Annotated in this window: 13 protein-coding genes and 1 pseudogene; 7 read left to right on the forward strand and 7 right to left on the reverse strand. The window is 62.6% G+C overall.

The genetic code is table 11. The features are described from left to right. Positions 1 to 79 precede the first annotated feature (79 nt). Complete coding sequence (locus DFS13_RS30220) at positions 80 to 838, reverse strand: HAD domain-containing protein (RefSeq protein ID WP_258399110.1); 759 nt, start codon at positions 836 to 838, stop codon at positions 80 to 82. Between the two features lie 1,447 nt (positions 839 to 2,285). Here DFS13_RS30220 and DFS13_RS30225 point away from each other — a divergent pair. From DFS13_RS30225 to DFS13_RS30260, 6 genes and pseudogenes are all read left to right on the forward strand, one after another. Then, complete coding sequence (locus tag DFS13_RS30225; protein WP_011881674.1) at positions 2,286 to 2,765, forward strand: hypothetical protein; 480 nt, start codon at positions 2,286 to 2,288, stop codon at positions 2,763 to 2,765. 213 nt (positions 2,766 to 2,978) lie between these two features. Continuing rightward, positions 2,979 to 3,461, forward strand: coding sequence for a hypothetical protein (locus DFS13_RS30230; protein WP_011881675.1), 483 nt, complete (start codon positions 2,979 to 2,981; stop codon positions 3,459 to 3,461). Positions 3,462 to 3,502: 41 nt separating this feature from the next. Next, positions 3,503 to 3,951 (forward strand): annotated as a pseudogene (locus tag DFS13_RS40950) (isocitrate lyase); the annotation flags it as partial. A 461-nt stretch (positions 3,952 to 4,412) separates the two neighbouring features. After that, on the forward strand, positions 4,413 to 5,081 hold the full coding sequence (locus DFS13_RS30245) for a hypothetical protein (RefSeq protein ID WP_011881677.1): 669 nt from the start codon (positions 4,413 to 4,415) through the stop codon (positions 5,079 to 5,081). 249 nt (positions 5,082 to 5,330) lie between these two features. Continuing rightward, complete coding sequence (locus DFS13_RS30250) at positions 5,331 to 8,345, forward strand: DEAD/DEAH box helicase (protein ID WP_012217364.1); 3,015 nt, start codon at positions 5,331 to 5,333, stop codon at positions 8,343 to 8,345. A 590-nt stretch (positions 8,346 to 8,935) separates the two neighbouring features. Beyond that, positions 8,936 to 10,483: a phospholipase D family protein gene (locus DFS13_RS30260; protein WP_006489062.1), complete on the forward strand. Its 1,548-nt coding sequence runs from the start codon at positions 8,936 to 8,938 to the stop codon at positions 10,481 to 10,483. A gap of 7 nt (positions 10,484 to 10,490) precedes the next feature. Here the strand turns inward: DFS13_RS30260 and DFS13_RS30265 are convergent, their stop codons facing one another. Continuing rightward, entirely contained in the window at positions 10,491 to 11,957 is a 1,467-nt protein-coding gene (locus DFS13_RS30265; RefSeq protein ID WP_111442479.1) for a PLP-dependent aminotransferase family protein, read from the reverse strand. A 233-nt stretch (positions 11,958 to 12,190) separates the two neighbouring features. On the opposite strand from DFS13_RS30265, the gene DFS13_RS30275 reads away from it, so the two are divergent. Next, the gene (locus DFS13_RS30275; RefSeq protein ID WP_034202631.1) at positions 12,191 to 12,841 is read left to right on the forward strand and encodes a pyridoxamine 5'-phosphate oxidase family protein; all 651 of its coding nucleotides are present in this window, start codon (positions 12,191 to 12,193) and stop codon (positions 12,839 to 12,841) included. A gap of 153 nt (positions 12,842 to 12,994) precedes the next feature. Here DFS13_RS30275 and DFS13_RS30280 read toward each other — a convergent pair whose 3' ends face one another. The 5 genes from DFS13_RS30280 to DFS13_RS30305 all read right to left on the reverse strand — a co-directional run bounded on the left by DFS13_RS30280 (position 12,995) and on the right by DFS13_RS30305 (position 21,448). Next, on the reverse strand, positions 12,995 to 14,827 hold the full coding sequence (locus DFS13_RS30280) for a protease pro-enzyme activation domain-containing protein (protein WP_006495995.1): 1,833 nt from the start codon (positions 14,825 to 14,827) through the stop codon (positions 12,995 to 12,997). Positions 14,828 to 15,455: 628 nt separating this feature from the next. Then, on the reverse strand, positions 15,456 to 16,079 hold the full coding sequence (locus DFS13_RS30290; protein ID WP_111442480.1) for a histidine kinase: 624 nt from the start codon (positions 16,077 to 16,079) through the stop codon (positions 15,456 to 15,458). Then, positions 16,076 to 16,768 carry a response regulator gene (locus DFS13_RS30295; protein WP_006489056.1) on the reverse strand — a complete coding sequence of 231 codons (693 nt, stop codon included), beginning with the start codon at positions 16,766 to 16,768 and terminating at the stop codon, positions 16,076 to 16,078. Before DFS13_RS30295 ends, DFS13_RS30290 begins: the two co-directional genes overlap by 4 nt. 101 nt (positions 16,769 to 16,869) lie before the next feature. Next, positions 16,870 to 18,300: an efflux transporter outer membrane subunit gene (locus tag DFS13_RS30300; protein WP_006489053.1), complete on the reverse strand. Its 1,431-nt coding sequence runs from the start codon at positions 18,298 to 18,300 to the stop codon at positions 16,870 to 16,872. A 4-nt stretch (positions 18,301 to 18,304) separates the two neighbouring features. After that, positions 18,305 to 21,448, reverse strand: a complete 3,144-nt coding sequence (locus tag DFS13_RS30305) for a multidrug efflux RND transporter permease subunit (protein WP_111442481.1) — start codon at positions 21,446 to 21,448, stop codon at positions 18,305 to 18,307. Positions 21,449 to 21,460: the final 12 nt, after the last annotated feature.

Below are 21,460 nucleotides of genomic sequence, written 5' to 3' on the forward strand. Positions count from 1 at the left end.
TCATCGTCGTGGGTCCGTTCCGTGAGCTGTCTTCTAAACGTCCTCGGCTACGTCTGCGATGACCGCCGAGCCGAATAAATCAGCGTTTCCCTAGCGCGGAGTCGAGCAGCACGAAATTGCTGACCAGTTCGCGACCGAAGAGATGTGCGTCGAAAACCGAGTCGTCCAGTGCCAACCAGTTTCGTAGGCCTTTTCCCTGCGCATACGATGCGATTACATCCGTTTTGCCCGAACCGCTTCGCAGATAACTGAAGCGTGGTTTCATGTCCCGAGTCGTGCCAACTACGCGTCGCGCGAGGTCGGGCGGAAGATATGCGATGACACGCTCGGTTGACAGCCTCTGCAACCAGGATGTCGTGAGGACGATCTTCACAGCCGGATAGGGTCGAAGAATCTCGGTCAGAATCGGAGCAAATTCAAGAACGGGCCTACCGGAGTCCAAGGTGATCTGGCCGCCGTCGTCTATATAGGCATGGCCAGCATGCAGCGTACCGTCGTAGTCCAAGAAAAGTGTCGGCGTGGTTCGCTCCGGGATGAGAGCCGGCTTCGTGCCGGTCGCCCTGGTAGCCGATTGCTTCGCTGCGATTTCAACCCAGTTCACGGTATGGCCAACCGCCTGCAAGGCATCGTCGGCGTCCGCCTTCGACATGATGAGCGTCGCAAGCCCGAACTCCTTCAGCACCTTGAAAAGGTGCACGGTACCGACAGATCGTCCGGCTTCAATGCGGGCAAGTACGTTTACCGTTACGCCGATGTAGTCGGCGGCGTCGAGAAGCGTCAGTTCGCTCGCCAGCCGGGTACGTTGCACCGCTTGGCCCAGCGTCTTGAGATCTGTCACAAGCGGACATGGCCTGGAGTCAGTGTCATCGGGGAAGCGCGGCATGCTGGTCGTAGTGACGAGGAAGATCCGTTGGGGGCGGCGAGCCTAAGCGCGAATCACGCGGGCTGTTGGACGGCGTCTGGAGTAGGGCGCCTGCGAGCGCGTATTTGTGCGCATCGCAGCGCGGCTTTTACGATGCGTCTGACTCGTCGTGGCGGCAGCTTGAGCAGCCTCAGGCGCGAGCGTACAGATCGCGTACGCCAACTGAACTGCGCCAGCTCGAGCCGCGGCGTTGAATTTCCGCAAAGGTTGCCCGAGATCAGCGCGACGAAAGCAGATGCGGGTGCTGTCGCGTGGCCGGGCGCGAAAATATATGACATCCATGGTCGTAATCGATGACAAACGTTGACACGAATTCCCGACCAGCATTGACCTAGCCGAAGTACGCCCAATCGACCGGACTGAGCTTGCCGGGCAACGCGAGCTGACGCTGGATAGCTGCGGCTCGCGGCTGCAGGCAGTGCAAGTTGACCCAGCGCGGGGAGTCGTGCGGTGTATCCGTAGCGGCGGGGGCATTCGTGTGCTTACGTGCGGTTGTCATCGGCTGCTCTTCATAGAGGGTTCCTCTCTTCTTCCTGCTGCGAGACGATCCTAGAGCAATGGCGGCATGCTGGCTATGCTGACGAGGACAATCCGTTGCGAGTAGGCCAAATGCACGATTTCACGCTATATCAACCGGCCGGAACAATTAGCGAGCGTCGACGGGTGCCTTGATGTCCTGCATCTTGGTTCGCTTTCGTCAAATAGAAGGGCTGACTAGACGTGACCCGGCAGGAAGAGGGACGATTGTCGCCCGTCGTTCAAGTTCTTCGCTCGCGATATTCGCGACGCCGCCTATATAGAGTGAGAAAAGAGGGTGCCGAGTACGGAGATTTTGCGTCAGATTCCCCTCATCAACCTGGATTGCTTATCCTTCCACCCCCCTGTGTTTGTCGATTGTTCGTTGAGGGTCTACGGCGGGCACGGGGAGCCACGGTTGCGGTTCCGATGAGCCTCTCCCAAAGGGCGGCTGCGGACGTACATTCGCCCGACAATGTTGCTGTTTTAGAGGGATTGCTCTAATTTTAAAAACTCCTACTAACCTCGATTACGTTTTGAGCTTAGACATTAAAAACCGATCTTAAGCATCCTTCGGGCGCTTTCCAAACCGAAATCTTCGGACTTACAATGCCAGCAATTCCTGATTTGCGAAGTTCTCGAACGAGCAGATCTTATTTTTCAGAAATTTGTGGAGATGAGGGTTTTTCGTTAAATACGTTATCGTGGTGACGAGAATTTTGAAGTCTTTCGTGCGCGTCGATATTGTGCGAAAGTGGAATCAATTTTGATTTTTCATTGATCTTCGTGCGCCGATTAATTTTTTCTGATCGGTGTGTTATATCAATTTTTGTAAATTGGTGAATCGATGTCTGTATATTTTGTGGCGTGTAAAGGGCTTAAGAAGTTCGAGGGGGTGGTTGATGCGGATTTCCGGAGTGCGCACTTTGATAACGATGCTGTTGAAGTGGATGGAAATGCAAAACAGCCAAACTTTGCTGACGGTTTGGAGGTCGGCTCCACGTACATGTACGAAGAGGATGCCTGGTTTGGTTTCGGGACGGAGGGTGTGCTTAACGAAAACTTGAATAAACTCGCGGGTTTCGTGGGCTACGACTGGCAGATGCCCGGCGCTGACGACCCTGGTCCATTTCGCGAACTGTTTCGGTGGGGAGGCAAGGGGACAATTGGACCCGTCGTATCTGCAAAGCTGGTCGCTGATTTCAATGAGTGGGATCAACGGGCTATAGCACTCGAGGACCAAGACTTCTACGAGTTCTATCGCCATATCCGCTCAATGTTTGAGTTTGCAATGAAGAATGGTTGTGTCTTCCTTCGATGCTCCTGACCTGAACTATAAGTTACTCGACAAATCGATCGAGTCGATACCGCCACGTGGCGCGGCACACCCGTGTCGCGTGGCGTGCATATCCTCTCATCGCCCCGCGTCAGCAGCGCTATACAAAGGGCGGTATTTAGTTCGGAACGATCGTCTGCGCATCGTGAGTCGTTTCGGCGCGGGCGGCGTGCTCTTAATCATTTTTAAAATAATGCAGGTGCTATGGCTGTAGATTTTGTTGCTCGCAAGGGGTTGATAAAGTTGGACGGAATGTTCGACGCAGATTTCTGGGCCAAACGCCCGAACAACGTCGCCGACGTGATTGGCAACCCGGACTGCCCACGCATCGATGATGGGCTGGAAATTGGTGCTGCGTACGAGTTTGAAGAAGAGAAAACGTTCACCGTCTGCAGGAAAGAGGGCGATTTTTATAAGTTCATGGAACAGTTGGCGGAGATGGTCGGGTATCACTGGCGAATGGCCGGTGCGGACGGCACAGGCCCGTTCCGTGAGTTGTTTCGCCATCCGGGTCAATTCGGGACTATCGGGCCGGTCACCTCGGCAAAGCTGGCTGCTGATTTTTCTGCTTGGGACGAATATGCGCAGGAGATTGAAAAACGCGGCTTCTACGCTTGGTTTACTTCGATGCGGAAAATGTTTGAGTACGCGATGAACGACGGTGGCGTGTGGCATCAATACGATTGATGCGACCTTTTGTTTTCGAAGCCTCCACGAAGAGCCGGCAGCTGGCACGCACCGACTCGCTGGAGCCCGCCCGCCCGAGCAGATCGCCGTGACCCGCACGTCTGGCGACTTGAGCGCCCAGTAAAACTCGTTCCTCGATTGCAAAGAGCTGTCGGCTGACGATCTGGGCAATGGCTACGTCGTCATCAAGCGCGACGGCTGGATCCCAAGCGCCTGCCGAGCAACCCGTTACAGTTCCTCGCCGGCGAAGGACGTAGCGTGTTCGATTGTGTCACCGCGCTGCATTGCGCAGGTTGGCAGCATGGTCAGCGAGATTCGCAAAGATCCCGGACGCGACGCTAGTGTACAACAACAGCCCGTCGTTCGGCTGGACGCCGAACTTCTGCCGGCAGGCGTATGAGGCGATGAAAGTCGAGGGTAAGGACGTATTGGCCTATGAACGCGGCCGACTGATGAGCGTAGATACGATCAGACCACACTGGCGAAGCTGCCACTCCAACTCGCCACTCGCGGCTCGTGACAGAGTTTTCTGGCTTGAAAGCGCTTTCGCGACTGCTTTGTCAGAAAACCGACCAGCGCGTGCACGTTTGCCGCGGGAAAACCCGGGGCACCCTAGATGTTGCATGCAGCGTGGCGCCACTATATCTTGTGCTTATAAGTGAACCAAACGCAAAATATTGTGGACAATTTGGGCGGTGTCTGCTTATACGGTATCTGGGCGGATTTTGATGGGTCGGTGTTTATGCAGGGCAGGCGCCGACCATTTCTAGTGGGGCAGACGAAAATGAAACGACCAACGGTTGCATTACCCGTGGGCACGGGGCGGACTCTTCAGGCTCCAACCAAGACCATCCATGGCGGGGTGACGGGGCAGAAGATGCAGCCGGTCACGCGAGGGGCCGGAAAGCCTGCTGACGGCAAGTCTGGCAACGGGAACTCGAAGTAGCGCATATGTGCGAGGACGTTAGCGAGCTCGCTGAGGACGCCGCGGAACGGCAACGCCTGTACGAGCGCCATCGCGACGATCTTTCGAAACGCCAGATTTCCAATGCTGAGAACCTCGACAAGTCGATATTGACGTATTCCGGTGCCGGGCTCGCTCTTTCGCTTGGTTTCCTGAAAGATTTCATACCGATCCGTCAGGCTGAGTTTGCATGGACTCTATATGGCTCATGGATCTTCTTTACGCTTGCGATGGTGCTGGTGATCCTGTCGTATGTACTCAGCCTGAAAGTTGTGAGCTTGCAGCTTGACAGAGCTGAGCGGTACTACCTGAAGTCGGAAGAAAAAGCGCTTGGCGAAGAGACGCGGTGGGATTTCTGCGCGAATCACGTGAACCATTGGATGTCCGCCGTTGCCTTCGCGATTGCGCTGATTTTCACGACTTTTTTTGTATCAGTAAATCTTCGAGGTGCAAACGTGACTGGGAAAAACACCGTTACAACTTCGCTGACCCATGATGGCGTAACCGGCATTGCGATGCAGAAAGTGCAAGGTCCGGCAGGGACCGTTCAACGTGGTTTGACCGGCTTGCCAATGCAAGCCGTCAAACCAGCTGCACCGAGCAATCCTGCACCGGCCGCACCGTCGACAGGCAATACGGGCAAGAGCGGAAGCTAACCAACGATTCACCGATGTGCCTTTTGACGGCTGGCGCGCTAGACGGCATTGCTTCAAGTCGTAGGCGGCGGAGCGGGCGCGATTACGGTTTGCCTGACAAAGACTCTTTGTGAACAAGGGCGATACCGGCAACCCGGGGTATTGAAGCGGGACAAGGCTTCAACTTTTGCCTCCGTGAATTTGCCTATGCATCGGATCCGAGCGGGGAATGGTCGTAAGTGATGTGCGAAAGGCGAGAGGGAAGCTGTCATGGCCTTGAAGGGAATTTTCGTCGGCATCAACAAGCAGCTCGATCCGAACATAGATGAGCTCACAGGAGCGGTCCGCGATGCAACTGCTCTTAATGCGCTGTTTCTCGATTCGATTCCGGGCTTTAGCGCCAGACTACTCGTAGACGAGGCCGCGACCAAGGATAACGTCTCTGAGGCGATCTTCGGCACACTGGCTAATGCTGCTGACGATGATGTCGTTGTCATCAGCTTTGCTGGTCACGGTTCACCGGATGGGGGCATCGCTGTCTACGATACCCTTTGCACAGACCTCGCCGGGACCACATTGTCCATGGCAGCGATTGGAGACGCATTCAAGGCGACCCGAGCCCGTGCCGTTCTGTGCATCCTGGACTGCTGCTTTAGCGGCCACGCTCCGGCTCGAGTCCTGGACGTTCCCGCGCAGCCGAGAAGCGTATTCGCACTTGAAGGTGTCGCCGGCGAAGGGCGGATCCTGCTGGCGGCGTGTACTGCGCGGCAAGTAGCGTGGGAGCAACCCGGTACTGGACACGGCCTGCTCACATACGCTGTCATACAGGCAATGACGGCAACTTCGGCGGAGCAGATCAGCTTTCCAGGTGTCGGAGATGAAATCGTTCAGATTGCCCGCGTCGAAGCGGAGCGCATAGGCGCAACGCAAACGCCTGTATTCCTGGGAAACGTCCAAGGAGGACTGGTTTTCCCGCGGCTCGTCCTGGGCGCTAACTACCACGCTGCGTTCCCGTCAACCACCGTCGAGCAGATGGCCGGTCCGTTCGAGCAGCTGCTGGACAATGGTTTCCCGCAATCAATCGTCGATCATTGGGTCGAGCGCTTCCCGGGCGGTCTCAACTCCTTGCAACTACGTGCGGTCAACGAGTTCGGCGTGCTTACGGGTCGTTCACTTATGACCGTCGCACCAACGAGCTCGGGCAAGACGATGATCGGAGAGCTTGCGGCTATCCAGTCGGTCATCACTGGAAAGAAGGCGATTTTCCTGCTGCCATACCGCGCCATCGTCAGCGAGAAGTTCGAGGAGTTCTCGGAGCGTTATGGTCCGTCGGGGCTGCGCATAGTTCGCTGCATGGGGGATGCCACAGACACCATTGGAGACGTGCTTGCTGGTCGCTATGATCTCGGGTTCTTCACGTACGAGATGTTTCTCAACCTCGCGCTTGGAGCGCCACATATCCTCAACCGGATTGGCCTTGTAACTGTTGACGAAGCGCAATTCATCATCGATCCGCGCAGAGGTATTACCGTCGAGCTGATTCTTGCGTTGCTGCTTCGGGCTCGAACACGAGGCATCCACCCGCAATTGATTGTGCTGTCTGCCGTAATCGGCAGCCTGAACGGGTTTGACCAATGGCTCGACATCCCAGTCCTCCTCTCGCGCGACCGCCCGGTGCCACTGATTGAAGGGGTGCTCGACCGGAACGGAGTCTTTCAGTATCGCGACGTTGACGGTATGACCAAGACCGATGCGCTATTGTCGCCGCACAGCATTCGCGTACGAAAGACCAAGCCTAGTTCTCAGGATGTCATCGTTCCACTGGCACAGAAGCTCGTCGGGGCTGGCGAGAAACTGATTGTTTTCCGCAATCAGCGTGGCAAAGCCCAAGGATGCGCTCGTTATCTCTCCGGCGAGCTCGGTAAGGGGGCGGCGACCGCAACGCTCCATGCCCTTCCTTCGCAGGATCTGACCTCTGCCTCACATGATTTGCGTGAATGCCTGCGCGGTGGTACTGCGTTCCACAGCACTAACTTGCTGCGAGCCGAGCGTGAAGCGATTGAGCGCGGTTTTCGGGACACGGAAGGCGGCATCTGGGTTCTTGGATCAACGACGACGCTGGCGGCCGGGATTAACACGCCAGCGTCTACCGTAATTCTTGCCGAGCAGGAATTCCGTGGCGAAGATGGACGTCCTTTCTCGATTGCGGAGTACAAGAACATGGCCGGTCGGGCCGGCCGTCTGGGTTTCAACGAAATCGGGAAGGCCATCATACTTGCGGAAACCCCTGTGGAAAGGGCCAGGCTGTTCCAGCGATACGTCGAAGGAACACCCGAAGACGTCGTTTCTTCGTTTGCCGAATCGGCAATGCCGACCTGGGTACTTCGTCTTCTGAGCCAGGTTCGTGGCGTTAAACTAGTCGAGATACCGGGTCTGCTTGTGAACACCTTTGGCGGTTACGCTGCCGCCCGTGCCAACCCTAACTGGGTAGCAGTGGTTCAGCCGCGTGTAGCCGCCTTCGTGGATCGTCTGCTGCAGGCGGGACTCGCCGAAAAAGAGGGTGACGACATTGTCCACCTGACTATGCTCGGGCAGGCAGTGGGCAGTTCGTCTCTTTCTTTTGAGTCTGGGCTGCGTTTGGTGGAACTGTTGCGTAGTGTCGACATTGCAACAACGCCTCCGCTTCATATCTTGGCGCACGTGCAGGTTTTGCAGGAGATGTCCGACGTTTATACGCCGCTGATGACGCGTGGTCGGGCCGAATCGGCTCGCGTCAATGATGTTATCGTCCGCTTCGGTCCAGCAATGTCCAGGCTGCTCCAGCGTTACGGTGCCGACGAACACACCTTCTGGCGCCGCTGCAAGCGTGCTGCAATTCTCTTCGATTGGGTCGAAGGCGTTCCCGTCGACAGTTTGGAGCGGTCCTACACGGCAAATCCCTTCACGGCGATTCGATACGGCGACATTGTGAGCATCGCCGATGCCACGCGGTTTCACTTGCGGTCTGCTCAGCGCATACTCTCGGCATTGTTTCCTAAGCATCAGCAATTTCTCGATGCAGTCGACATATTGCTCACGCGACTGGAATTCGGAGTCCCGGAGCGCGCCTTGCCGTTGAGCAAGCTGTGCGTTCCATTGAACCGCGGACAGTGTCTTGCGCTGCTGCAGGAAGGGGTGCAAACGGCGGAGGCTGTATCGGCTATGAGCGACGCGCAACTTCTTGCCTGCGTTGGTCAATCTACGTTCCAACGCCTGCGTCCACAGTCTGAAGTCGGGGGCGCCTGAGACCAGATACGAAACTGCATAACCAATTCGTGCAAGAAGGTTGGTCAGTGCGTTGAGATTGCGCCTCAGATCGGCGAGTCGGCTATCTCTGCAGCAGTGATCAATGCTAGCGCGGTTGCGCTCGTTCCGGCGCAAGAAAAACAACTTGCCGAATAGGCAGTTTTTCGTTTAGACAACTTATGCTTTAATCTCGGTCGATGGGTCAATTTATGCTTTTCGGCGAGATCTCAGGGGGCGTCGCGCGCCCATTGAACGGACAGCTTATGTTTTAATCCGCGGTCGCCTTTCTCCTAACGGCACAAACGTCGTAAAACCCGCGATGGCATCATGCGTCGCGGGTTTTTCTTTGTGTGCGGTCCGAATGTGTCGAACGCGTTGAACGGGTGCACGTCGGCGCCGCATGTCGTATTGCCGCCACCGGGGAAACACGGAGGGCGTGCCGTCCCGCTATCAATCGAAGTATGCTGTGGCGCGACCGCCGCGCACGACCGGATTCCCGTCGAGCGCGCGACCGCCGACCCGCGCCGCGCGCGATCGGGCAGCGAGAACAAACACCAACCAACTTTGCCCGACCGTGAGGGGCGGCCATCATGACCATGCTGCGTTCGTGGGGTGCGATTCTCTCGTCGCTGGCGCTCGTCGCGTGCGCCAGTCTTCCGCCGCAGGCCGATCGCGCGCCGACCCATGCATTCACCGATACGGACGATACGCGGCTGGGCGCCGCGTTCCGGCAGCAGGCCGGTACGCATCCCGGGCAGGACGCATTTCATTTGCTGACCGATCCGGTCGATGCGCTGGACGCCCGCGTGTTGCTCGCCGATCGCGCCGACCGCTCGCTGGACCTTCAGTACTACATCTGGCACGACGACCTGACCGGCCACGAACTGGCCGATGCGGTCATCCGCGCGGCCGATCGCGGCGTGCGCGTGCGCGCGCTGCTCGACGATCTCGGCACCAACGCGGACGACCGCAAGCTGCTCGAGATCAGCGCGCATCCGAACATCGAGATCCGGCTGTTCAATCCGGTGGCCACGCGCCGGTTCAAGAAGCTCGGCACGGTATTCGAGTTTTCGCGCGTCAACCGGCGCATGCACAACAAGGCGATGATCGCGGACAACCAGGCGGCGATCGTCGGCGGCCGCAATATCGGCGACGAGTACTTCGGCGCGTCGTCGATGCTGGAATTCGGCGATCTCGACGTCGTGGTTCACGGCCCGGTCGTGAAGGACATCTCGACCGAATTCGACACGTTCTGGAATTCGCCGTACGCGTATCCGGTCGATACGCTGGTCGGCCACGATGCGGCGCCAGGCGGGCTCGACCGCGAGCGCGAACGGCTGCGCGACTACCTGCGGGCCATGGAGGACAATCCGTACGTGCTGGAAGCCCGGCAGCGGCTCGACCGGATCGTCCACGGGCAGGGCACGGAGCTGTCGTGGGGGCATGCGACGGTGCTGTACGACGATCCGTCGAAGATCGCGCACGCGCCAAAGGACAGCGACGGGCATCTGATGCCGCAGTTGCGTGCGCTCGCGTTGCAGCCGCAGCACGACCTGCTGATCGTGTCGCCGTATTTCGTGCCGGGCAAGGACGTCGTCGAGCGGCTGCGCGCGCTGACGGCGCGCGGCGTGCGCGTGACGGTGCTGACCAATTCGCTCGCGTCGACCGACGTGGCGGCCGTGCATGCCGGCTACCGGCGCTATCGAAGCGATCTGGTGAATGCGGGCGTGCGGCTTTACGAGCGCCGGCCATCGGGCGACAAGAGCATTTCGAAGCAGGTCATCATCGGCTCGTCGCGCGCGTCGCTGCATGCGAAGACCTACGTGTTCGATCACAAGAGCATCTTCATCGGGTCGATGAATCTCGATCCGCGATCGTTGAACCTCAATACGGAAATCGGCGTTTACTGCGAGAGCCCGGCGATTGCATCGCAGGTCGCCAACGACCTGGAAGGGCGACTCGACCAGATCGCCTGGCGTGTCGAGCCGAGAACCGATCCGGCCGGCAAAGGGCGACTGAAGTGGATTCAGACCGATGGCGGGAAGGTCACCGAGATCGATCATGAGCCGGAGGTGTCCGCCGCGCGGCGGATGGAAGTGTGGTTTCTCGGGCTGTTTCCGATCGAATCGCAACTGTGAGCGACATTCAGCGCCGCGCGCGGCGGTGCCGGTCGATGACGGCCGCGAACTGCATCGCCGCTGTCTCGATCGTCGCGTCGCTCAGGCCTGAATAGCCGAGCACGAAGCCGTTGTATCGGCGGCCGTCGCCGATGCAGTAGCTGCTCAGCGGTTGCAGCAGCAAGCCTTCCGCGGCTGCCGCCCGCGCGACGTCGGTATCGTGCAGCGGCGCGGCGAGATCCGCGGAGAGATGCATGCCGCCCGGGCTTTCCCGCACGCTCAGCGACGTGCCGAGATGGCGCGCGAGTGCCGCTTCGAGGCAGCTGCGCCGGTCCGCGTAGCGCGCCCGCATCTTCCGCAGGTGCCGCGCAAAGAGGCCGGTATCGATGAATTCGGCCATCGCCAGCTGGTCGGCCGAATGGCCGCGATGGACCAGTTCGCGCAGCGTTCTCGTGAAGCGGTCGACCAGCACCGGCGGCACCACCATGAAGCCGAGCCGAAGGGCCGGAAACATCGTCTTGCTGAACGTGCCGAGATAGCACACCGGCGCGTCGGCATGCAGGCCCTGGATCGCGGGCAGCGGCTGGCCGCCGTGACGGAATTCGCTGTCGTAGTCGTCCTCGATGATCCACGCACCGCAGGCGCGGGCGCGCTCGACGAGCGCCGTGCGCCGCTCGGGGCTCATCAGCGCGCCGAGCGGGTACTGGTGCGACGGCGTCGTATAGATCAGCCGGGGCGGGAGAGTGCGCCACTGCTCGTCGGTCGGCGCCATGCCGTCGCGATCGACCTCGATCGGCACGAGATTCAGGCCGGTCGAGCGGAACGCGGTCCTCGCGCCGTTGTAGCACGGGTTCTCGAGCCAGCCGTTTTCGCCGGGATTCGCGAGCATGCGCGCGCACAATTCGAGGCTGCTCTGCGTGCCGTCGGTGATGAATACCTGGCCCGTGTCGCAGCGCACGCCGCGCGAGACGCGAATGTACGCGGCCACCGCGCGTCGAAGCTCGGGCAGCCCTTCGACCGGTCCGTACGCGAGCCGGGCCGGCGTGATGGTCTTCCATGCGCGCTCGATGCAACGGCGCCACTGGGCAACCGGAAATTCGTCGAGCGACGGCAGGCCGGGAACGAACGGCAGCATGCGCTCGGGCTCGGGATCGGCATTTTCCAGCCCGTGCACGCGCGCCGACAGGCGGACCGGTGCGGAGCCGTCTTCATGACCGGCGCTCGGGTCGGTGCGGCCGTCCCATCGCGTGATCGTGCCGTTGCGCGTGGCGGCCACGAAGCCTTCCTCGGCCAGGCGCTCGTACGCATAGACCGCGGAATTGCGCGCGATGCCCAGCTCGGCCGCGAGCACGCGCGTCGACGCGAGCCGCGTGCCGGGCGGCAGGTGTCCGTCCAGCAGCATGCTGCGCAGGCTCCGGTAGAGGGCTTCCTGCCGACTATGCGTGGTCGCGCCGTCCTGTCCGGCAAGCGACGAGATGAGCAGCGCGAGATCCATGGGCTGGTTCCAGAAATTTTCCTTGTGCTGGTTCTTTCGAAGACGCCGCGCGCATCGTATCGTTCACGTTCTCGCGGGGCAGGCCGGTACACGCGGATTTTGAGTGACGGCGCGACTTGCGGTACGCGCGTATTTTGCTCGATTCGGCCGGCGACTGTCGACGGGCGGCCCGATCGCGCCTCGGGCATGGAGTCGGCACGATGCCGATACGATTAATTTCGCAGTACAGATATATGAACGACCAGACCACACTCTCTTCCACCTCGCGTACGACCATTCGTCGCCTGCCCGAACTGGCGAGCCACGATCGCACGATGCTCCACCACATCGTGGACGACGCGTACGTCTGTCACATCGCGTTCGGCGACGGGCAGAACACGCACTGCATCCCGACCGCGCACTGGAGAAGGGGCGACGCGCTCTATATCCACGGCTCCAACGGCAGCCGGATGATCAAGGCACTGTCGGCCGGCGCGCAGGCTTGTGTCGCGATGACGCTGCTGGACGGCCTCGTGCTGGCCCGCTCGGCCTTCAACCATTCGATGAATTATCGATCCGCGGTGATCTACGGGCAGTTCGACGTGATCGACAGCAGTGCGGAAAAGCGCGCCGCGCTGGATGCGTTGATGGACAAGATCGCGCCGGGCCGCAAGCATGAAGCGCGGCCGGGCAATTCGAAGGAACTCGACGCGACCCGCGTGCTGCGGATTTCGATGGCGGAAGCGGCCGTGAAAATCAGCGATTCGCTGCCGTCCGACAAGGACCAGGATCTCGGGCTGGCGGTCTGGGCCGGGATCCTGCCGCTGAAGACGACACGCGGCGCACCGGTCCATGCGGACGGCAACGTGGCGGTGCCGGACTACGTCCGGAACTGGGCCGATTGAGCGGCGTAGCGGAGTGGGCCCGCATCGGCTAAGGCGAGACGGCGCGGCATGCGGAAAACCCGCGACGGCTTCGCAGCCTTCGCGGGTAGCCGGACGCGGTTGCGTGAGAGACGTCGCGCGCCTGCTCACGCAACCGGTTCGGTCAACGACCCGTCAACGCGCGAAATCCGACGTGCTCTGGATGAACGCGTTCAGCTTCGAGATGTTCACGCTGCCGAAGCCCGTCGTCGCATCCCAGCCGGCCTTCGCCTTGTAGCCGTAAGTGCCGCTGCCGTTGTTGCCGGACGTGACGTCGTGCAGCAGCGCCGCGTTGGTCGGGAAGTACTTGTAGATGCTCGACGCGGGGAACCCGAGCGCATTGTTGTTGGCCGACTGCAGCCGCGCCCAGATGCCCGTGAAGATCGGTGCGGCGAGGCTCGTGCCGCCTTCGTTGTTCAGGTAGCCCGACCCCCACAGCGTGTCGGACGTCTGGCCGTTCACGACGAGAATCGCACCGGTGCGCAGGTCGGCGTCGAAGCCGACGTCGGGCAGCGCGCGCTTGGTCGAACCGGTGAGGGTCGACGACTGCCACGTCGGCGCGGCTTCGTACTTGCTGTATCCGCCGCCAGTCGACCACACGGTGCCCGGCTGCCAGCTCGGGTCGTTCCACACGATTTCGCTGTTGTACGCGTTGGTCGACGTGTTGGTGAACAGCGTCGTGCCGCCTACCGCGATCACGTACGGCGACGTGGCCGGCTCGCTCACCGTGTAGGTCGAGCGCGACGGCGTGCCGCTCGCGCATTCGTACGCGCCGTGGTCGCCGGCGGAAACGGAGAAGGTCTGCCCTTGCGCGACCGCCTGCTTGAAGATGGTGTCGTCGGTCGCCTGCGAGCCGGTGCTGTACGCGGACGATTCGCACACGCCGAGCGACACGTTGATCACCTTCGCGACGTTGTCGGTCACGGCCTTGTTGTACGCGGCCGTGATCGCGGTGAGCGTCATCGACGGCGCGGTGTAGAACACGACCTGCTTCACGCTGCCGCCGGCCGCGCCGACGATCGACTGGCTGTCGAGGTTCCATTCGACGGTGCCGTCGGTGTCGGTGTACGAGCTGCCGGATGGGCCCGTCTTCACGATGCTGCTGCTGATCGTGCCGAGGCCGTTGTTCGCGGCGAACGTATTGAGGTCGCTCACCGTCTGCGACAGATCGCCTTCGGAGATGATGCCGACCGTGGTTTGCGACGCCGTCGGCGTGCCGTCGCCGCCGTAGATCGACGAGAACTCGGTCGGGTTGTGCGGCACCGCCGACGCGCCGGCGGGGATCGTCAGGTTGCTGGTGTTGCCTTGCGGCTTGCTGCCCGCGCCGGTATGCATCAACTCGACGTTCTGCAGGCCCAGCACCGCGCCGACGATGTTGCCGATCGCGTTCGGCACTTGCGCGGCGTCGGTGTTCGCATAGACGCTGCGGCCGTTGCGCGTGAAGCGCTTGAGGGTGGTGCGGAACGCGGACTGGACGGTTGCCGCGGTGCCGGACGCGGAGACCAGCAGCCGGTTCGGCGCGACCACGATGTTCACGAAGCCCGCCTTGCGCAGATGGGCGACGACGGAGGCGACCTGCTGGTCGGTCGGCGCATATTGCGCGGCGAATTGCGCGGGCGTGAGGAACTGCCGGTAGTGCGGCGAGCCCGGCGTATGCAGGTCGCGCAGGTACTGGTCGAGCTGGGCTTCGTTGCGCAGGTTCAGCCCGAGCACGATGTCCACCGATTCGCCCGGCGCCATGTCGATGGCCGCGGCGGCAGCGGCGGCGGTGCTGGCGGCGGGCGCGCCGGCCGTACCGGCTTCGTTTTGCTGCACGAGCGGCAGGAAGCCCTTGGTACGCGTTTCCGTCCAGCCGGCCGCGGGCGCGGCATGGGCGGTCGCCATGCCGAACGAAGCGGCTGCCGCGGCGGCGAATGCGAGTTTGACGAGGCGAATGTGCTTGTGTTTCTTGTTTGCAACCTGATTCATTTGAATTACCCCTCCGGTTGAACATCGAACGGCACCAACAACAACGGTCGACAGCGGTGCGGGTCATGCACCGCCGCTTTCTGCCGCATGCGGGCGGATGGCACGGACGCGACAGGGCCTTTCGCCCGATCCGGAAAGCGGTTTGTCTCCGGGGGCGAAATACGGAAAACGCGGTAACGGAAAGGCTGCGCCGCGAGGCGGGGCAGTCGCGCCGGATCCGGCGCGGGCGGGGTTGCTAGAGCAACAGCTTCGTTGTCCTGCTCATTTGATTCGATCCTTCGGCCCGCTGCCGGTGGCAGCCGTCCAGTGAAATGCATCGGGATGCGGCACGCGCCGGCGTGCGAACGAATCATTCGACGGCGCGTACTTCGGTGCAGCGGAAGCGAAAAAACGTGGAGCGGAATCGTTTGCGTGGCAGGCAATCCGTCGGATTGCTTGCATCGGACGGTATCAAGAACGAAAGCGCGATGTCAAACTTTTTTTGATTATATGAAACTAAATTAAATCGAATAAACCGAAATGATTTTGAAAAGATTGGTGGTGTTTTGTAATGTTCAAAACCCGCGATGCAGGTAATGCCGAAAACGACTCGCCGATCATTTCCGATGTGTTTGGAAACGGCCGGCCGTTATCGAGGAAATACTCGAATGGCCGCGGCCTCTCGTTCGGCCAACTGAAGGTCGTCGACGAACCGGAACAGCGCGTCGACATGCTGAAGCAGCGCGTCGCGCGACGCAGCATCCGCATCGGTGGCGAGCGTCCTGATGGCGTCGAGCCGGGTTTCGAGTTCGGCGAGCCGGGTGCGCGTGACGCGACTGCTGCTGGCGACGGTGACCGTCGCATCGGATGGATTCGTACGTTTCATTGCATGAGTCATCGCATTGAAGTGCTCGATGAAGCGAGCCAGGTCGGCCGGGCAGCCGTCGCGGGAAATGATGCGCGCCGACGGATCGCCGGCGACGATCCGGCCGGCGGTATCCGCCATGGCGTCGAGCGTCGCGAGCATCCGGCGGATCGACCTGACCAGGTCGAATGCCGCGGCCAGCAGGCAGACGAACAGCACCGTCGCCGGCACCAGGTAAGGGGACGCACTGCGGATCATCGCGCCGGCGGTCGCGTCGTGCGGCAACGCGGCCAGCGTAGGCACGGCGTACACGAAGCACGCGACGGTGCAGGCGAGCAGCACGACGACGAGCGCGCCCGTGCCGATCGCCCGCCCGATGTGCCGGCCGGGTCTTGCCGGCAGCGTCACTGCACGCCCCGCAGTCGGTAGCCGACGCCGCGCATCACCTCGGGCATGCCCGGCGCGCCGGCCTGTTCGAGCTTCTTGCGCAGCCTGCAGATGTGGCTGTCGACCGTGCGCTCCAGCGCACTGACGTCGGCCATGCACGCATCGAGCAATTCGCCGCGCGTGAACACGCGGCTCGGCGATCTCGCCATGTGCGCGAGCAGCCGGAACTCCGTCAGCGTCAGCGTGATCGGCACCTCGGTGCCGGCCGTGCGCACGCGGGCCAGATAGCTGTCGGTGTCGATCTCGAGGTCGCCGACGCGCAGCATCCGCATGGTCGGCGGCGCGGCCGACCGGCGCAGGATCGCGCGCAATCGCGCGACGACCTCGGCCGGGTTGAACGGCTTGACGATGTAGTCGTCCGCGCCGGCGTGCAGCGCCTGCAGCCGGTCGAGATCGCGATCGAACGCGGTGACGACGACGATGGGCGTGTTGTCGCGCCGTCGCAGCTCGGCGAGTACGTCCCAGCCGTTCTTCCGCGGCATCTTCACGTCGAGCAGGATCAGGTCGGGTTTCAGGTGCGGTTGCATGTCGAGCACCGCTTGCCCGTCGGCGACGCGATAGGTGCGAAAGCCGTCGTGCTTTAGGTAGGCATCGAGAATGTCCGAGATGTCGGGCTCGTCTTCTGCAATCAGTATCAGGGAATTCGTCATGGAGTGTGCCGTGCGATGTCGAACCATCGGGGCGGCCCGTCGCCGGGCCGGATCACGCCGTTCCGTCACGCTGCCGCGCGGGACGGAACGGCGCCGTTCGCTCAGTTCCGCACCACGCGCTGCGACGGTGCGACGTCCTTGTCCGTCAGGCCGCCGCCGAGCGCCTTGTACAGCGCGACGGCATTGCCGAGCTCGCTGCGACGCAGGTCCAGCAGCGCCTGTCGGGCCGCATAGAGCTGCCGCTGCGAGTCGAGCAACTCCAGCCGTCCCTCGACGCCCGCGCGATAGCGCAGGTTCGACAGGTCGGTGCGGCGTTCGGCCGAGCCGACCACGCGCGTTTGCGCGTCGATCTGGCGGCCGAAGGTTTCGCGCCCGGCGATGCCGTCGGCCACTTCGCGGAACGCGGCCTGGATCGCGCGTTCGTATTCGGCGACCGCGCTGGACTTGCGCACTTCCGCGAGGCGCAGCTCGGCGCGCAGCCGGCCGCCCTGGAAGATCGGCACCGTGACCTGCGGCGCGAAGCTCCACACGCGCTGGCCGCCGTCGAACAGACTGCCCATCGCGGGGCTGAGGAAGCCGATCGACGACGTCAGCGACAGGCGCGGGAAGAATGCGGCGCGCGCGGCGCCGATGTCCGCATTCGCGGCGACGAGGTTCTGTTCGGCCTGCCGGATATCCGGCCGACGGAACAGCAGCTCGGACGGCAGGCCGGCCGGCAGTTGCGTCATCACCGGTTGCTGCTGAAGCGGCAGCGGCTCGGGCAGATCCTTCGGCAGCTCGGTGCCGACCAGCAGGCGCAGGGCATTGCGTGCCTGCTCGACGGCGCGCGTGCGCGCTTCGAGATCGGCCGTCGCGCTCGCGACCTGGCCTTCGGCCTGCGCGATGTCGACACCGCTCGCCTGGTGCGCTTCCTTCAGGCGGCGCGCGAGATCGAGCGACTGCCGCCAGTCGGCGAGCGTGCGTTCGGACAACTGGCGTTGCTCGTGCGCGAGGCGCTCGGCGAAGTACGCATCCGCCACGCCGCCGACGAGCGAGATCTGCACCGCGCGGCGGCCGTGGTCGGTCGCGACGTAGCGCGCGAACGCGGCATCCGACTGCGATTTCACGCGGCCGAACAGGTCGATCTCGAACGCGCTGATGCCGACGTTGACGCCGTACTGGTTCTGCGTCGCGCCGAACAGCGGCGGATTCGACTGCGTGTCGTCCGACGTACGCTGGCGCGTGAAGTTCGCGCCGGCGCCGATCGACGGCAGGCGCGCGGAACGCTGGATGCCGTACTGCGCTTCGGCGGCTTCCACGTTCAGCGCCGCCACGCGCAGGTCGCGGTTGTTCTCGAGCGCGAGCTCGATCAGGCGTTGCAGGCGGCGGTCGCCGAACATCGTGCGCCAGCCGAGGTCGGCGGCGTTCGCGTCGAGATCGGCGGCAGCGGCGGCCGTGTAGGCCGTCGGCACCGGCATCGACGGTTTGACCAGCGTCGGCGCGAGCGAGCAGGCCGACAGTGCGAGGACGAGGGGAAGAACAAGCAATCGCATGGCATCAACCTTCCTGTCCGTGAGTCGGGGTGGCCGGCTGCGTGCGGGACGCCCGCCATGCGCCGATGCGCTCCTGGATACTCATCACGAACACAAAGAAAACAGGGACGAAGAAAATGGCCAGCACCGTGGCGGTCACCATGCCGCCGAACACGCCGGTGCCGATCGCGTGCTGCGTCTCGGCGCTGGCGCCGGTCGCGATCATCAGCGGCACGACGCCGAGGCCGAACGCGAGCGAGGTCATCAGGATCGGGCGCAGGCGCAGCTTCGACGCCTGCACGGCCGCTTCGATCAACCCCCTGCCTTCCTCGCGCAACTGCTTCGCGAACTCGACGATCAGGATCGCGTTCTTCGCGGACAGGCCGATCACGGTGATCATCCCGACCTTGAAGAACACGTCGTTCGGCATCCCGCGCAGCAGCACCGCACCGATCGCGCCGATCAGGCCGAGCGGCACCACCAGCATCACCGACAGCGGGATCGACCAGCTTTCGTACAGCGCGGCGAGCACCAGGAACACGACGATCATCGACAGCACCATCAGCATCGGCGCCTGCGACGCCGACTGGCGTTCCTGCAGCGACTGGCCGGTCCACTCGACCGCGAAGCCCGGCGGCAGTTGCGCGGCGAGCCGTTCCATCTCGGCCATCGCCGCGCCGCTCGACTGGCCGGGCGCCGCGTTGCCGGAAATGCGCGCGGACGGATAGCCCTTGAAGCGCACCATCTGCAGCGGCGTGTCGGTCCACACGGGGCGCACCACCTCGGACAGCGGCACCATGCCGCCGGCCGCGTTGCGCACGTACAGCTTCATCACGTTGTCGACCTGCATGCGTGCCGGCGCGTCGGCCTGGATGATCACCTGCTGCATGCGGCCCGCGTTCGGGAAGTCGTTCACGTAGGTCGATCCCATCGCGGTCGACAGCGTGTCGCTGAGCGTCGTGAACGACACGCCGAGCGCCTGCGCCTTCGCGCGGTCGATCTCGAGGCGAATGCTCGTGCCGGCCGGCAGACTGTCGGGGTACACGCCGGTCACGACCTTGCTTTGCGCGGCGAGTTCGAGCAGCTTCGCTTCGGCCGCCTTGAGCGCCGCCGTGCCCTGGTTGGCGCGGTCTTCCAGGCGCATCGAGAAGCCCGAGCTGTTGCCGAGTTCGTCGATGGCCGGCGGCAGCAGGCTCATCACCGTGCCTTCGGTCACGCCGCCCATCGCTTGCTGCGCGAGCATGCCTTCCTCGAGGGTCGATGCGCCGCCGCGGTTCTTCCAGTCCTTCATCACGGACCAGTTGATCGCCGCGTTCGGACCCTGGCCCGAGAAGCCGTAGCCGATCACGGAAATGCTCGACTGGATTGCCGGACGTGAAGCAAGATGCTTCTCCAGCGTTTTGACCACGTCGTGCGTACGCTCGGCGGTAGCGTCCGCGGGCAGCAGAAAGCTGGTGATGAAGTAGCCCTGGTCTTCGTCCGGCAGGAACGACGACGGCAGGCTGCGGAAACCGAGCACCAGTGCGCCCGAAATCGCGACGAACACCAGCATCACGCGGCCCGTGCGGCCGACCAGGCGGCCGACGCGCGTCTCGTACCATTTCGTCAGGCGGTCGAAGCGGCGGTTGAACCAGCCGAAGAAGCCGCGCTTCTCGTGATGGCCCGGTGCGAGCGGCTTGAGCATCGTCGCGCACAGGGCCGGCGTGAGCGTCAGCGCCAGCAGCGCGGAGAACAGGATCGACACGGCCATCGACAGCGTGAACTGCTTGTAGATCACGCCGACCGAGCCGCTCGCCATCGCCATCGGCAGGAACACCGCGGTCAGCACCAGCGTGACGCCGACGATCGCGCCGGTGATCTCCTTCATCGCCTTCGACGTCGCGTCCTTCGGCGACAGTCCTTCCTCGGCCATCAGGCGTTCGACGTTCTCGACGACGACGATCGCATCGTCGACGATGATGCCGATCGCGAGCACCATGCCGAACATCGTCAGCACGTTGATCGAGAAGCCGGTCAGCAGCATCACCGTGAACGTGCCGAGCATCGCGACCGGCGCGACGATGGCCGGGATCAGCGTATAGCGCACGTTCTGCAGGAACAGGTACATCACGAGGAACACGAGCACCATCGCTTCGAGCAGCGTGTGCAGCACTTTCTCGATCGAGATCTTCACGAACGGCGACGTGTCGAGCGGGATCGAGTAGCTCATGCCCGACGGCATCGACTTGCTCAGTTCGGCCATGCGCGCGCGGATCGCGTCCGCCGTCTTCACCGCGTTGGCGCCCGGCGCGAGCTGCACGCCCGCGAGAGTGGCCGGCTTGTTGTTCTCGCGGCTCACGAACGTGTAGTTCTGCGAGCCGAGTTCGACGCGGGCGACGTCGCCGAGCACGACCTTCGAGCCGTCCGCGTTCGCGCGCAGCACGACCTTCGCGAATTCTTCCGGCGTCGCGAGCTGACCTTGCGCGGTGAGCGGCACGGTCACGCGCTGGCCCGGCAGCGCGGGCAGCGCACCGAGGCTGCCCGGTGCGATCTGCACGTTCTGCTGGCCGATCGCGGTCGTCAGATCGCTCATCGACAGGCCGAAATTGATCAGCTTCTGCGGATCGACCCAGATGCGCATCGCGCGTTCGGAGCCGAACTGCAGCACACGGCCGACGCCGTCGATGCGCCGCAGTTCCTCGGACACGCTGCGCGCCATGTAGTCGGCGAGCGCGCCTTCGTCGAAGCGACCGTTGTCGGAGCGCAGGCTGACGATCATCAGGAAGCCGGACGACGCGGATTCGACGATCAGCCCGTTCTGGCGCACGGCGGCGGGCAGGCGCGGCTCGACCGACTTGATCTTGTTCTGCACGTCGACCTGCGCCATCTCCGGATTGGTGCCCGGCTTGAACGTGACGGTGATCTGCGCGCTGCCGGACGTGTCGGCCGACGATTCGAAGTACAGCAGGTTCTTGACGCCGGACAATTCGCGCTCGATGAGGCTCAGCACGCCGTCGTTCATCGTCTGCGGCGTGGCGCCCGGGTAGTTCGCGGTGATCGTGACGGACGGCGGCGCGACCGACGGGTAGCGCGCGACCGGCAGTTGCGGGATCGCGATCAGCCCGGTCAGGATGATGAAGAGCGCGATCACCCACGCAAACACCGGGCGGCGGATAAAGAATTCAGCCATGGCTGGAGGCTC

It is taken from the genome of Burkholderia sp. 28_3, assembly GCF_003253915.1.
Taxonomy (GTDB): Bacteria; Pseudomonadota; Gammaproteobacteria; order Burkholderiales; family Burkholderiaceae; genus Burkholderia; species Burkholderia cenocepacia.